This is a genomic window from Niallia sp. Sow4_A1, assembly GCF_052116745.1.
Taxonomy (GTDB): domain Bacteria; phylum Bacillota; class Bacilli; order Bacillales; family Cytobacillaceae; genus Niallia; species Niallia hominis.
Genome location: NZ_JBQKKM010000004.1, coordinates 20,012 through 34,431, shown reverse-complemented (window position 1 = coordinate 34,431; position 14,420 = coordinate 20,012). Strand labels below are relative to the sequence as shown.

Annotated in this window: 16 protein-coding genes and 1 other annotated feature (1 of these 17 cut by a window edge); all 16 genes read left to right on the top strand. The window is 34.9% G+C overall.

The features are described from left to right. The first annotated feature begins 126 nt into the window (after window positions 1–126). Complete coding sequence (gene murG, locus ACTQ5K_RS03460) at window positions 127–1,230, top strand: undecaprenyldiphospho-muramoylpentapeptide beta-N-acetylglucosaminyltransferase (protein ID WP_284561006.1); 1,104 nt, start codon at window positions 127–129, stop codon at window positions 1,228–1,230. A 117-nt stretch (window positions 1,231–1,347) separates the two neighbouring features. Then, complete coding sequence (locus ACTQ5K_RS03455; protein WP_284561007.1) at window positions 1,348–2,127, top strand: cell division protein FtsQ/DivIB; 780 nt, start codon at window positions 1,348–1,350, stop codon at window positions 2,125–2,127. Next, window positions 2,117–2,815, top strand: a complete 699-nt coding sequence (locus ACTQ5K_RS03450) for a DUF881 domain-containing protein (RefSeq protein WP_284561008.1) — start codon at window positions 2,117–2,119, stop codon at window positions 2,813–2,815. The genes ACTQ5K_RS03455 and ACTQ5K_RS03450 overlap by 11 nt, the downstream gene beginning before the upstream one ends. Window positions 2,816–2,870: 55 nt before the next feature. Beyond that, window positions 2,871–3,578: a DUF881 domain-containing protein gene (locus tag ACTQ5K_RS03445; RefSeq protein WP_031534308.1), complete on the top strand. Its 708-nt coding sequence runs from the start codon at window positions 2,871–2,873 to the stop codon at window positions 3,576–3,578. Next, window positions 3,578–3,943: a small basic family protein gene (locus ACTQ5K_RS03440; RefSeq protein ID WP_031534310.1), complete on the top strand. Its 366-nt coding sequence runs from the start codon at window positions 3,578–3,580 to the stop codon at window positions 3,941–3,943. The genes ACTQ5K_RS03445 and ACTQ5K_RS03440 overlap by 1 nt, the downstream gene beginning before the upstream one ends. A gap of 344 nt (window positions 3,944–4,287) precedes the next feature. After that, window positions 4,288–5,571: a cell division protein FtsA gene (gene ftsA / locus ACTQ5K_RS03435; protein WP_235251091.1), complete on the top strand. Its 1,284-nt coding sequence runs from the start codon at window positions 4,288–4,290 to the stop codon at window positions 5,569–5,571. Between the two features lie 173 nt (window positions 5,572–5,744). Further along, complete coding sequence (gene ftsZ, locus ACTQ5K_RS03430; protein WP_031534313.1) at window positions 5,745–6,911, top strand: cell division protein FtsZ; 1,167 nt, start codon at window positions 5,745–5,747, stop codon at window positions 6,909–6,911. Between the two features lie 478 nt (window positions 6,912–7,389). Continuing rightward, window positions 7,390–8,322 carry a sigma-E processing peptidase SpoIIGA gene (spoIIGA, locus tag ACTQ5K_RS03425; protein WP_031534315.1) on the top strand — a complete coding sequence of 311 codons (933 nt, stop codon included), beginning with the start codon at window positions 7,390–7,392 and terminating at the stop codon, window positions 8,320–8,322. A 45-nt stretch (window positions 8,323–8,367) separates the two neighbouring features. Continuing rightward, the gene (gene sigE / locus ACTQ5K_RS03420) at window positions 8,368–9,087 is read left to right on the top strand and encodes an RNA polymerase sporulation sigma factor SigE (protein WP_016201019.1); all 720 of its coding nucleotides are present in this window, start codon (window positions 8,368–8,370) and stop codon (window positions 9,085–9,087) included. 149 nt (window positions 9,088–9,236) lie between these two features. After that, window positions 9,237–10,016 (top strand): RNA polymerase sporulation sigma factor SigG, encoded by a 780-nt coding sequence (gene sigG, locus ACTQ5K_RS03415; protein WP_031534317.1) that lies wholly within the window; start codon window positions 9,237–9,239, stop codon window positions 10,014–10,016. A 337-nt stretch (window positions 10,017–10,353) separates the two neighbouring features. After that, window positions 10,354–11,196 carry a peptidoglycan editing factor PgeF gene (gene pgeF, locus ACTQ5K_RS03410; protein WP_441993716.1) on the top strand — a complete coding sequence of 281 codons (843 nt, stop codon included), beginning with the start codon at window positions 10,354–10,356 and terminating at the stop codon, window positions 11,194–11,196. Beyond that, a complete protein-coding gene (locus ACTQ5K_RS03405; protein WP_031534322.1) occupies window positions 11,180–11,857 on the top strand; it encodes a YggS family pyridoxal phosphate-dependent enzyme in 678 nt (225 codons plus the stop codon). The genes pgeF and ACTQ5K_RS03405 overlap by 17 nt, the downstream gene beginning before the upstream one ends. Before the next feature lie 12 nt (window positions 11,858–11,869). Then, window positions 11,870–12,361 carry a cell division protein SepF gene (locus ACTQ5K_RS03400; RefSeq protein WP_251627343.1) on the top strand — a complete coding sequence of 164 codons (492 nt, stop codon included), beginning with the start codon at window positions 11,870–11,872 and terminating at the stop codon, window positions 12,359–12,361. A 6-nt stretch (window positions 12,362–12,367) separates the two neighbouring features. After that, window positions 12,368–12,631, top strand: a complete 264-nt coding sequence (locus tag ACTQ5K_RS03395; RefSeq protein WP_349204081.1) for a YggT family protein — start codon at window positions 12,368–12,370, stop codon at window positions 12,629–12,631. A 54-nt stretch (window positions 12,632–12,685) separates the two neighbouring features. Next, complete coding sequence (locus ACTQ5K_RS03390) at window positions 12,686–13,459, top strand: RNA-binding protein (protein ID WP_441993713.1); 774 nt, start codon at window positions 12,686–12,688, stop codon at window positions 13,457–13,459. A 203-nt stretch (window positions 13,460–13,662) separates the two neighbouring features. Then, entirely contained in the window at window positions 13,663–14,160 is a 498-nt protein-coding gene (locus tag ACTQ5K_RS03385; protein WP_016201026.1) for a DivIVA domain-containing protein, read from the top strand. A gap of 58 nt (window positions 14,161–14,218) precedes the next feature. Next, window positions 14,219–14,420: a binding site (T-box leader), on the top strand; it runs 28 nt beyond the window's last position.

The window sequence follows — 14,420 nt, the reverse complement described above, 5'->3', positions numbered from 1 at the left end:
AAAAAATTCTTAGAAAATAGCAGAAGATTATTTCTGTTTTTCATTAATTGAAGCTATAATGTAAAAAGAAAAGAAAAATAACATATTTTTCAAAGTAGAGAAGAGAAGTATTTTGAGGTGGAAAGAATGAAGATAGTTGTAAGTGGTGGAGGAACAGGGGGACATATATACCCTGCATTAGCATTGATTCGCGAAATAAAAAAAGAAGTGAAAGATGCTGAGTTTCTTTATGTTGGAACAGAGCAAGGACTAGAAAATAAATTAGTCAGAAGGGAAAATATTCCCTTTAAAACAATACATATTACAGGCTTTAAACGGAAACTGTCTCCAGAAAATTTAAAAACAGTTTGGAGATTTATTGCTGGTGTACAAAAAAGTAAGGCGATATTAAAAGAGTTTAAGGCAGATGTGGTAATAGGAACAGGCGGATATGTTTGTGGTCCGGTTGTTTATGCAGCTGCTAAGCTTGGGATACCAACCATCATTCATGAACAAAATAGTGTTCCAGGATTAACGAATAAATTTTTAAGCAAATATGTTGATAAAGTAGCTACTTGCTTTGAAGAAGCGGATTCTTATTTTCCAGAAGAAAAAGTTGTGATGACAGGGAATCCTAGAGCTTCAGAAGTGTTAAATCAGGATGGCATTAAAGGAAGATTATCGGTTGGCTTACAATTGAAAACCCCAGCTGTTCTTATTGTTGGTGGAAGCAGAGGTGCTAGACCGATAAACGATGCTGTTATTACAGCGTTACCCCAATTAGGGGATAAACCATATCAAGTACTTTATGTAACCGGAGAAGTGCATTATGAAGCGGTAAAAAAAGAAGTAGAGTTAGTAGGAAATCCTAAAAATGTAATTATCAAGCCATTTGTTCATAATATGCCAGAAGTATTAACAAGCATTGACCTGACTGTTGCGAGAGCAGGCGCAACAACGCTAAGCGAGCTAACCTCGCTCGGCATTCCAAGTATTCTTGTGCCGAGTCCCTATGTGACGAACAATCATCAGGAAAAAAATGCGACTGCACTAACAAGCAATGGAGCAGCAAAAATGCTTCTAGAAAAGGATATGAATGGACAAAAATTAGTGGAAGAAATGGATGCCATTATGCTGAATCCTAATGTGTTAAAAGGTATGAAGGAGGCATCCAAAAAACTAGGGATTCCTGATGCGGCAATGAGGTTATATAATGTAATGAAGGAAGTTATCGATAACAAGAAAAAGTAGGAAATTGCAAATCGGAAATTTGATTAGAAAGCAAATTTTCGGTTTGCGAATAAAAAGGTGGACAACCTTTGAATGGTTTTTTACTATTTCCTTATTTAAAAATACCGGGGTGATTTTTTGGAAAATGGGAAGGTTGTTTCTTTAGAAGATCGAATTCCAAAATTAAAAGAACAGAGACGAAAAAAGGCGAATCGTCGACTTATTTTCCTTCTCCTTCTATTCTTCCTTATCATCGTTTGCGTTATCTATTTCCAATCACCTTTAAGTCATGTAAAAAAAATCGAAATTACTGGGAATCATTTATATACTTATGAAGACTTAGAGAAAATGAGTGGAATTACAACCGAAACAAATATTTGGACAATCAAAAAAGATCAGTTAGCATCAAAACTGAAAGATGCTGGTGGAATGAAGTCTGCAAAAGTTTCCATCTCTATTCCAAATACTGTTCAAATTGACGTAAAAGAATATAGGAAGATTGCTTACTTTGAAGTGGAGAATGAATTTATTCCGCTTCTAGAAAATGGTGATATGCTACATGATAGAGCGATGACAAACAGTCCCTACGATGCTCCTATTATCAAAGATATAAAGAGCGAAAATGACACTGTCATAACGAAAATAGGGGAGGAATTAAGTAAACTTCCAGCAAGTGTGTATAATGCGATTTCTGAAATAAGGTATACTCCTAAAGATACCGATAAGTGGCATGTTACCGTTTATATGAATGACGGAAATCAAGTATTAGCTTCTTTAGCTTCTTTTTCGGATAAAATGGAGCATTATCCATCCATTATTGCACAGCTAAATACAGACAAAAAGGGAGTAATTGATTTAGAAGTAGGTTCTTATTTCAAAGCTTTCGATTCGGAAGGGGAAAAGAAGAGTGAAGACTAATAAAAGAAGAAGAAATGTTATCTTCTCCTTGGTTTTTCTCGTACTTGGATTTATGATTTCCTTTTCGTATCAAAATACAAAAAAGGACGAAAAGCAAGAAATTAGTGAGAGCCAATTTGAAAGAGATTTGGAATTGCGGAACGAATTAATAGAGCAGGAAGAAAAAAATAACGATCTTTATAAGGAATTAAAGGAATCCCAAAAGAAACTTGTTCAATTAGAGAAGAATCTTTCGAATGAAGCAGAAACCTATTCTAACTTAGCAGAAGATGCCCAAAAGTATCGTATCTATTTAGGAAAAGTTGCTGTAAAAGGAGAAGGGGTGCAAATTACCTTAGAAGATGGAGAATATAATCCAAAGGAAGATAGTGTGAATAATTACTTGGTCCATGAACATCATGTGTTTAAAGTGATTAATGAGCTATATGTTTCAGGTGCACAAGCAATTAGTATCAACGGGCAAAGACTATCACATAATTCATATATTCTCTGTAATGGACCGGTAATTGAAGTGGATGGTTACCAACACCCTGCACCATTTGTTATTACGGCAATCGGTGATAGCGATGTATTAGAAGGTGCAATCAATATTAATGGTGGTGTAAAAGATTTGTTAGTAAATGATAATGTTAGATTTAGCCTGGAAAAAAAACGGTCGATTCAAATGGAACCTTTGAAAGTAAATTAACAGTAAGTATGATGAGTAGAAAGTATGATGCGCTTTGAATAAGAATTTTATAACAATGACTGGAATAACGCTTATTGTCGGATTTATGATTGCAGTACAATTTCAGACAATAAAAGAACCGGTAGTACGGGATACAAGAGATACATGGGAACTAAGAGAAGATTTAATAAATGAAAAAAAATTAGAATTGCAGCTTATTAATGAAATTCGATCGATAAACGCAAAATTAGATGAGTATGAAAATGAAACCTCTGAAAGTAAAGCAGAGGTATTGAAAGATACGCTAAAAGAATTAAAGCAGGAAGCTGGTTTAACAGAAGTAACAGGAAATGGAATCATCTTAAAAATTGCATCTGTTAATACAGAAATTCTATTAGGGGAAGAACCTGGAGAAGTGACATCTGAATTATTACAGCGATTGGTAAATGAGTTGAATTTATATGGGGCAGAGGAGATAGCGATCAATGATAATCGCTATGTGAATACAACTGTTATCCGTGAAATAAATAATGTGTTGAAAATGGATGGAAATCCCCTTAATCAGCTGCCGATTGAAATAAAGGTAATAGCGAAAGATGCTAGTACTGCAGAAAAATTGTTTAACTACATGAAGGTTTCTAAATCAGCAGATGAATTTTTTGTTTCCAATCTTTTATTAAATGTAGAAAAGCCAGAGAAGGCAATCACGATTCCAGCATACAGTAAGGCTGTTACTATCCATAATATGGAGCCTGCAAATACAAATGAAGGAGGCGATTCATAATGTGGCTTCCTATATTTGGGTTGATTGTTGGGCTTGTCTTTGGACTATTAACCGATATAAAAGTACCAGAAGAATATGCGAATTATTTATCGATTGCAGTTTTAGCAGCATTGGACACCTTATTCGGTGGGATTCGAGCACATCTGCAAAATATTTTTGATGAAAAGGTGTTTGTAACAGGCTTCTTTTTTAATATTGTCCTTGCAGCAAGTTTAGCTTTTCTAGGTGTTCATCTTGGTGTAGACTTATACTTAGCGGCGATTTTTGCATTTGGTGTGAGACTATTTCAAAACATTGCTGTAATTAGAAGTATTATTTTAAAGAAATCAAATACTAATTCTCCCGAAAAAATTGAAAAAAGTTGACAGAGAAAAAAGGGAATATATTAGTTTTGGCGAATAATTTAAATATTAATAGAAATGTCAAAGTGAATGATGAAATTCCTTTAATGAATAAGTAATTAGTCCTATTTATAGTAAAAAAGTCTAAAATCTTATTGACACTAAGTGAAAACTTAGTGAAAATATGGTGTTGCCTGGTATACAATAGAATAGTTAAAGATGAAATTTATCTTATATCTTATGTATATCAAAAAACGATGAAAATAGAAGACGTTACTTCTTAATAAAAATGTTAAAATTTTATTTTTCTACTGTATGACATAATTTGTTGTTCACTTTATTTAAAATGCAAAAGGAGGTGCCCGAGAATGAACAGCAATGAACTTTATGTAAGTCTAGACATCGGTACATCCAGCATAAAAGTTATCATTGGCGAGATGATTAACGAATCTTTAAATATTATTGGTGTAGGCATCGTTCCATCAGAAGGTTTAAAAAAAGGTTCAATTGTGGATATAGATGAAACCGTTCATTCTATTCGACAGGCAATAGAGCAAGCCGAAAGAATGGTTGGGATGGAAATAAAACAAGTAATTGTTGGCGTTTCGGGAAATCATGTAAATCTGCAAACTTCACGTGGGGTAGTTGCAGTTTCTAGTGAAAATCGCGAAATTACAATTGAGGATGTAATTAGGGTAAAGGATGCAGCACAAGTAGTCTCCATTCCCCCAGAAAAAGAAATTATTGATATTATTCCTAAGCAATTTATTGTTGATGGATTAGACGAAATTACCGATCCAAGAGGAATGATAGGTGTACGACTGGAAATGGAAGGTACCATAATAACAGGGAGTAAAACCATACTACATAACACCTTAAGATGTGTGGAAAGAGCCGGACTTGAAATTCAGGATATTTCCTTGCAGCCACTTGCTTCAGGCTCCTTCGCACTTTCAAAAGATGAAAAAAACTTAGGGGTTGCTTTAATAGATATTGGCGGTGGTTCCACCACAATTGCTGTATTTGAAAATGGTTTTCTTAAAGCAACTAGTGTAATTCCTATAGGAGGAGACCACATCACAAAAGATTTATCGATTGGTCTTCGTACTACGACAGAAGATGCAGAAAAAATCAAGATAAAGTATGGATATGCCTTTTATGATCATGCTTCTGAAGAGGAGGTATTTAGTGTTCCTATTATAGGAAGCGATCAGCATCAACAATTTAATCAATTAGAGATTTCTGATATCATAGAAGCTAGATTAGAAGAAATCTTTGAACTGGTTGGTCACGAACTAGTGAGACACAGTGTATACGATCTTCCAGGAGGATTCGTATTAACTGGTGGGGTTGCTAGTACAAAAGGAATTTTAGAATTGGCACAAGATGTTTTCCAAAGCCGTGTTAGAATTGCTATTCCTGATTATATTGGAGTAAGAGAGCCACAATATACTACTGCTGTTGGGTTAATTAAATTCTCCTATAAAAATAGTAAACTTCAAGGTGGAAATATCCATAATCCTGTCACCGTTCCTGCTGAAAATAGGGAAAAAGTTCAAAAACAAGCAACCCAAAAACCAGCATATGAGAAAAAACAAGTTGAGAAGGAACCTTCAAAGTTTAAGAAATTTATGGGTTATTTCTTCGATTAATGAATGGCTTTAATAGGATGGACATGTTTTAATAAAAAGAACTTCGAGAAGGCTGAGAGTCGTTTAGGGTCAGTCTAGGTATATTTTTAAATGGTATGTTACTCCATATCACCAAGACTTGAGATGCGGACAGTTCGATACTGCTGAATATCGACGAATTAGGAGGATTTGTCATGTTGGAATTTGATACAAATATAGATTCACTAGCTGTAATAAAGGTAATAGGAGTAGGTGGCGGTGGTAATAACGCTGTTAACCGAATGATTGAACATGGTGTTCAAGGGGTAGAGTTTATTGCTGTGAATACAGATGCACAAGCATTAAATTTATCGAAAGCAGAAATAAAAATGCAAATTGGCGGCAAGTTGACGAGAGGCCTTGGTGCAGGTGCCAATCCTGAAGTAGGAAAGAAGGCTGCTGAGGAAAGCAAAGAACAAATTGAAGAGGCTTTAAAGGGAGCAGATATGGTCTTTGTAACGGCTGGAATGGGTGGAGGAACTGGTACAGGTGCTGCACCAGTTATCGCTCAAATCGCTCATGACTTAGGTGCTTTAACAGTCGGAGTGGTAACAAGACCATTCACTTTTGAAGGAAGAAAAAGATCTACCCACGCTGCAAGTGGTATTACGTCACTAAAAGACGCAGTGGATACGTTAATTGTAATTCCAAATGACCGCTTACTTGAAATTGTAGATAAATCAACTCCAATGCTTGAAGCGTTTAGAGAAGCAGATAATGTATTGCGTCAAGGTGTACAAGGTATTTCTGACTTAATTGCAACACCAGGTCTAATTAACTTAGACTTCGCTGATGTAAAAACTATTATGGTAAACAAAGGTTCAGCTCTTATGGGTATAGGGGTTGCTTCTGGAGAAAATCGTGCAGCTGAAGCAGCGAAAAAAGCAATTTCTTCTCCACTTCTTGAGACTTCTATTGACGGAGCACAAGGGGTATTAATGAATATCACTGGCGGATCGAATTTAAGCTTGTATGAAGTACAAGAGGCAGCAGATATTGTTGCATCAGCTTCAGATCAAGATGTAAATATGATTTTTGGTTCTGTTATCAATGATAATTTAAAAGATGAAATAGTTGTTACTGTAATTGCTACAGGCTTCAACCAAGACTTATCTCAACCACAGCAAGGCAGACCTGGATTTGGAGGGTTAAAGCCAAATGCCAATAATGCAAGCCAAAACAGCAATCAAGCTAATACTAGAGAACCTAAAAGAGAAGAACCAAATGTTCAAAAAGAACAACCGAGAAGTACAAACGTACAACAAACAGAGGATACTTTAGATATCCCAACCTTCTTAAGAAATAGAAACCGCAGAAGATAATTACTTCTGTAGCAAAAACCTTTCTGTTATTTTTACAATAATGGAGAGGTTTTTTATTTTGCAGGCTAGATTTTTTAAGCTAGCTATAAAAATCCCCTTTTTAATTGCATTCATCCATTATCCCTTTTTCTCATTTTCCATTTAATATTGCTTAGAATTATTAAAAAAACTGATAATATTTCGCTAGAACTAAAAAATATTCAGTTAGGAGATATAGTGACAAAAACCGTTAGAAATAGAGGAAATTTCTGATTTTTTGATTACAGAAAGTGACAGAATTTCAAGAACAAGTACGTTATACTTTTTCGTAACAGATTAATAGAGAGAAGATTTACTTCTTTTGTGGCTTTGGCGATGATCCCTTTTTCATTTGCAAGAACTGTGAGGATCTTGATTGCTTTCTAGTTATAATGCAGATGAATAAGGATAAGGTCAGTCATTTACAAAGCTTCGATGAAGGAGAGGAGGAGTTACATGTTTGGCCATTTATCTAGATGTAATATGGCTATTAAATTTTCTATTTGACAGTTTATTACTATATTTAACTGGAATTCTTTTAAAGAAAAAAATCATTCATTGGAGAATTTTGCTTGGAGGATTCATTGGTTCCCTAATTATTTTGTTATCCATCACATCGCTTAGTCCCTATACAAGTCATCCTGTATCAAAGCTACTATTTTCGATCATCATGGTAGCAACTGCTTTTGGATATAAGCGATTTCGCACCTATCTTCAAGCGTTGATGATTTTTTACTTAGCTACCTTTTTAATTGGAGGAACATTGATAGGCGCCCATTATTTTATACAGTTTGATTTTCAACTGTCTTCTTCCGTCCTTCTTGCAAGTGTAAAAGGATTTGGTGATCCTATTAGTTGGCTATTTGTCCTTCTTGGCTTTCCTGTTGCCTGGTACTTTTCACGCAGAAATGTGGAAGGGATTGAAGTTACAAAGATTCAATATGAGCAAATAATTGATGTGATTTTTCAAATTGGTGGAAAAGAGTTTTCGGTAAAGGGATTGGTGGATAGCGGAAATCAAGTATATGATCCAATCTCTCGTCTTCCGGTTATGTTTGTTTCCTTGAAGAATATCGGAAATGATATGCCGGCAGAATTAATTCGTTTATCAGAGCAGCCAGAACAGGTTATTTATGGAAGTGAGCCAATTGCTCCAGAGTGGGAAAGTAAGATGCGCATTATTCCATATAAAGTAGTCGGCAAGGATCACCAACTAATTATAGCAGTGAAACCAGATGTTTTGCTGTTGAAAAAAGAGCAGGAAGTAACTATTGTTGAAAAAGGATTGATTTCGTTTACAAACCAAGTTCTCTCTGCTGAGGATGCATTTGATTGTATTGTTCATCCGAAAATGCTATTAGGGAAAAAATCAGTGGAGGAAAAGGTTAGTTAATATACTATACTCACGAAAAACATCGTTTAGAAGGAGGAAATGCACATGAAGAAATGGAAGCTTCGCTTATCTTATTATTGGTACAAATTTTTAATTAAAATTGGATTGAAAACAGACGAAGTATTTTATATTGGTGGAAGTGAAGCACTGCCTCCTCCGTTAACGAAAGAAGAAGAAGAAATGCTTTTGGAAAAACTTCCAAAAGGGGATCAAGCAGCTCGCTCGATGCTTATTGAGAGAAATTTGCGTCTTGTTGTTTATATTGCGAGGAAGTTCGAAAACACGGGTATTAATATTGAAGACCTAATTAGTATTGGCACCATTGGATTAATTAAGGCGGTTAATACATTTAATCCAGAGAAAAAAATTAAACTTGCCACATATGCCTCCAGATGTATTGAAAACGAAATATTAATGTATTTGCGGAGAAATAATAAAATTCGCTCAGAAGTTTCATTTGATGAGCCGTTGAATATTGATTGGGATGGAAATGAACTACTTCTATCAGATGTGATGGGAACAGAAGATGATATTATTACGAAGGATTTAGATGCAAGTGTGGATAAAAAGCTCTTGGTAAAAGCATTACATCAACTTTCTAAAAGAGAAAAACAAATCATGGAATTACGGTTTGGTTTAGGAACAGGAGAAGAAAAAACCCAAAAAGATGTAGCAGACATGCTAGGCATTTCTCAATCGTATATTTCCAGATTAGAAAAGAGAATTATTAAGAGACTTCAAAAAGAATTTAATAAAATGGTTTAAAAAATTTTGTTTAGAAATCCTTGTCCCACATAATTCCAACTGAAATTAGCGTAAATTGGAAATTTAACAAAAATTCTTCTCATGCATATTTTTCCTTCTCGGGGAGATACTGTTTTTTGTACAGCAGCTCCTGTGAGGAGGGAAATAGATTGACTCGAAATAAAGTAGAAATTTGCGGTGTTGATACATCAAAGCTTCCAGTGTTAAAAAACGAAGAAATGAGATTGCTCTTCAAGCAAATGCATGAGGGAGATATATCCGCAAGAGAAAGTCTCGTAAATGGAAATCTCCGCCTCGTATTAAGTGTGATTCAACGATTTAATAATCGAGGAGAATTCGTGGATGACTTATTTCAAGTGGGTTGTATTGGTCTAATGAAATCTATCGATAATTTTGATTTAAGTCAAAACGTAAAGTTTTCCACCTATGCTGTCCCGATGATTATTGGTGAAATTCGCAGGTATCTCCGCGATAATAATCCAATTAGGGTTTCCAGATCTCTGAGAGACATTGCTTATAAGGCACTACAGGTCAGAGAAAGGTTGATGAATAAAACATCAAAAGAACCGACAGCTGAGGAAATTGCCAAAGAGTTAGACATTCCCCATGAGGATATTGTTTTTGCGTTAGATGCTATTCAAGATCCAGTGTCTCTTTTTGAACCAATATATAATGATGGTGGAGATCCGATTTATGTAATGGACCAATTAAGTGACGAAAAAAATAAGGACATACAATGGGTGGAAGAATTGGCATTAAAAGAAGGAATGCGCCGATTAAATGATCGAGAAAAAATGATTTTGCGAAAGCGATTTTTCCAAGGCAAAACACAAATGGAAGTTGCAGATGAAATCGGCATCTCACAAGCGCAAGTCTCAAGATTGGAAAAAGCTGCTATCAAACAAATGAATAAAAATATTCAGAGCTAAAATAGGAATAGCGGGTTAGACTTCTTAAAGTATGATACTTTAATGATTGTCTAACCTTTTCTATTGGAAAAATGCTATTTTTAATAAAATGCATAAATAATTATAGAAATGGATCATGCGAGTTTTGAGTGCTAGTTTAACTAATAGTGACTTTGCTATCCATTAGGTAACTAAAAAAGACGCCACCAATTAGCATAGCTAATTTAGAAGATTCTCGGATTAGAAAAAATAACCCCCATTTTATAAAATGCAATCTTATTTCCAAAGAAAATCATGTTTTTCTGTGACCAATTATAGGTCCATATGGTAAACTAAAACAAAAAGATGGGGTTAGATAATGGAACCTTTTACTTTACAAAATAAACAGTTTTTCAATCTTGATTTATGGGAGCAGCAGTTCCCAAATTTATTAGCTGGTTTCACAACAAAAAATGATGGGAAAAGTAAAGGCGATTATGCTAGTTTAAATATGGCGTTTCATGTGAATGATCAGAAGGAAACGGTTATAGCTAACCGCGATGAGATAGCGCGAAAGTTAATGTTTCCTTTGGAACGATGGGTTGGTGCAGAACAAACGCATAAAGTCCATATTGCCAAAGTGACAAATGATCATTTAGGTATGGGTGCTAAAGATTATGAAAGTGCGTTAAAGGATACAGATGGTTTTTTTACTTTAGAAAAAAATATATTATTAACTCTATGTTTTGCAGATTGTGTTCCGTTATATTTTATTCATCCCGTTACAAAGGCAATTGGGATTGCACATGCAGGCTGGCAAGGGACGGTTAAAGGCATTGCTAGGGAAATGATCAATGTATTTGCTTCACACGGTATACCTGTTGATGAGGTGCTTACTGTTATTGGTCCTTCCATTACAGATCGTCATTATATAGTGGATGACCGAGTCATCAATGAAATAGATATGGTGTTACATTCTCAAGCGAAGTCATATACGACTGTTTCTCCGGGGCAATACAGACTGAATTTACAAGAAGCAAATAAGCAGATTTTATTAGAAACAGGAGTGCTGGAAAGCAATATTCATCTAACTAATTATTGTACCTATGAAGATGACGCTTATTTTTTCTCTCATAGAAGGGATAAGGGGAAAACAGGAAGAATGATGAGTTATATTGGATGGAGAGAGGAAGAAGGAAACGAAAATGTTAGTGAAAGATAATCTTAGTGTTATAAAGCAGGAAATTGCGCATGCGTGTGAAAAAGTAAATCGGAATCCAGAAGAGATAACACTTATTGCTGTGACAAAGTATGTTACAATAGAGCGAGCACAAGAAGCGTTAGATGCTGGAATTGTTCATCTAGGTGAAAATCGTGAAGAAGGCTTACTGGCAAAGTATGAAGTTCTTCAGGACAAGCCAATTTGGCATTTTATTGGATCATTGCAGACTAGAAAAGTAAAAGGTATTATAGATTATGTAGACTATATTCACTCTTTGGATCGACTATCTTTGGCAAAAGAAATACATAAAAGAGCGAATCGTACCATAAAGTGTTTTGTACAGGTTAATGTTTCGAAAGAAGAATCGAAGCATGGAATGGAACCAGAAGAAGTAATTGATTTTGTGAAACAATTATCCAACTATCCAAATGTTCAAGTAGTTGGATTAATGACAATGGCACCATTTACAGAAGATAAATTATTACTTCGTCAATGCTTTCAAAAATTAAAAAGCATTCAAGAAGATGTAAAAGGATTACAATTACCATATGCTCCATGCACAGAGCTTTCTATGGGCATGTCGAATGATTATTCCATTGCGATCGAAGAGGGAGCAACGATGATAAGAATTGGAACTGCTTTAGTAGGAAGCGAGAAATAGGAGGCAAGTGAAATGAGTATAAAATCGAAAATAAAAACGTTCTTTTTTTTAGAAGATGAAGATTACGAAGAAGAGCAAGCTAACTATCAAGACGAGCCAAGCGAGCCTGCTAGACATTATAAACAGCCTGTTCAGCAAAATTATCATAATCAGCAAAATCAACATGTTCAACAGCCGAAAACTAATAACCAAAATGTAGTTAGCCTACAAAGTATCCAAAAATCATCAAAGGTATTTTTGGTGGAGCCACGGGTATATGCAGAAGCACAGGATATTGCAGATCAGTTGAAAAACCGTCGGGCTGTCGTTGTCAATCTACAGCGGATTGAAAAGGACCAAGGTAAACGAATAGTAGATTTCCTTAGTGGGACTGTTTATGCGATTGGTGGAGATATTCAAAAAATTGGTACAGATATATTTTTATGTACGCCAGATAATGTGGAAGTATCAGGAAATATATCGCAAATCCTGCAGGATGCAGAATACGAAAATACGAGGTGGTAACAACGAATGACATTTATTATTTTAGTTTTAGCTAGATTATTACAGTATTACTCCTATGCTTTAATTATTTACATTCTAATGTCTTGGATTCCAAGTGCACGCGAAACATCTATTGGTGTTTTTCTTGCAAAAGTCTGTGAGCCCTACTTAGAAGTTTTCCGGAGAGTTATTCCGCCAATTGGTATGCTAGATATTTCACCGATTGTTGCTATCTTTGTTTTAAACCTTGCTGGAATGGGAATTCAGCAATTAGGAATGTGGTTTATATAAGTATTTAAGAGGGCTAATATAGCCCTTTTTCTATGCAAAAAAGGAGCTAAAAACATGTCAATCTATCAACATTTTCGTCCTGAAGAAAGAGACTTTATCGATCAAGTAGAAAATTGGCGAAGCTATGTCGAGAATACCTATGCCCCGAAATTAACCGATTTTTTAGATCCAAGAGAACAAAAAGTCCTCGGTATGATTATTGGTGAGCATCATGAGGTAAAGTTTCAATTTTTTGGAGGACATGATCAGGCAGAAAGAAAACGGGCACTTCTATACCCTGAATATTACGAGGTAGACATAAAGGATTTTAACTTGACTTTATTAGAAGTGAATTATCCAAAGAAATTTGTCACTATTGAGCATCCCCATATTTTAGGTAGCTTAATGTCGCTTGGGTTAAATCGTAATAAATTCGGTGATATTTTGGTTGTAGATGAGGAAATTCAATTCATTGTTGCAGGAGAAGTCGAGGATTATGTAAGGCTTCAGCTTGAATCGATTGGGAAAGCGAAGATAAGTCTAACAGAAGTTTCATTAGATAAAATAATTTTCAAAGAAGAACATTGGACAGAAATGACGACGACTGTTTCCTCCCTTCGCCTCGACACACTAATTGCAGCAATCTATAATTTTTCAAGAGAAAAAGCAAAGACTTACATTGCACAAGGACTTGTAAAAGTGAATTTTACTTTAATAGAAAATGTTGCATTTATATGTGAAGAAGGAGATGTGTTTTCTGTTCGGGGAGAAGGACGAGCTACCATTAAATCCATTGAAGGAAAAACGAAAAAAGATAAATGGAGGGTAGTGGTAGGTAAATTGAAATAGATAATAAGAAGGAAGATAAGGTCCCATAATTTTTCCTGCAAACAAAAAACATAGTTTTTTTATTGTCTATATATGTTACAATATTTTTTAGTAGCATTATTTTTCACGTTTCTTCTTATTTTTTAAAAATAATGCAGGAAATCCGGTAATACTGTCGAAATTAGGATGATACATAAAGAAATCGAAGTTTGGGAGGTGGCTTTATGCCATTAACGCCGTTAGATATTCATAACAAGGAATTTGCCAAAGGCTTCCGTGGTTATGATGAAGATGAAGTAAATGAATTTCTTGACCAGGTAATTAAAGATTATGAAAATATTATCCGTGAGAAAAAAGAACTAGAAGAAAGATTAAATGAGTTAACGGACCGTATCGGCCACTATAATAACATTGAAGAAACGTTAAATAAATCCATTGTAGTAGCACAAGAAGCTGCCGAAGAAGTTAAGCGAAATGCACAAAAAGAGGCAAAACTAATTATTAAAGAAGCAGAAAAAAATGCTGATCGCATTGTCAATGAATCGCTATCGAAAGCTAGAAAGATTGCTCTTGAAATTGAAGAATTGAAAAAGCAATCAAAAGTATTCCGTACTCGATTCAAAATGCTAATTGAAGCACAATTAGATATGCTTAATAATGATGATTGGGATCATTTATTAGAATATGAATTAGATGCATCTGAATTAAATTCAACAAAATAATTCCCAAGTCTTGACGAATGATGGATTGATGAAATATAATTTTTCACAAATAGATATTCATGTAGCGTTGATAGGGATAGTAGATTTCCGTGAAACTTAAAGTAGCGAATCAGGGGCGGTGTAAGCCTGATATAAGTTGGAAGTTGAAAATCACCCTTGAGTCCTTTTCTGAAATAGAAGTAAGAAAAGGCGGTTCATTGCCGTTAAAAAATGTCTAAGTGGATAAGAGTTCTTTTTATCTATAAGGGTGGTACCGCGGG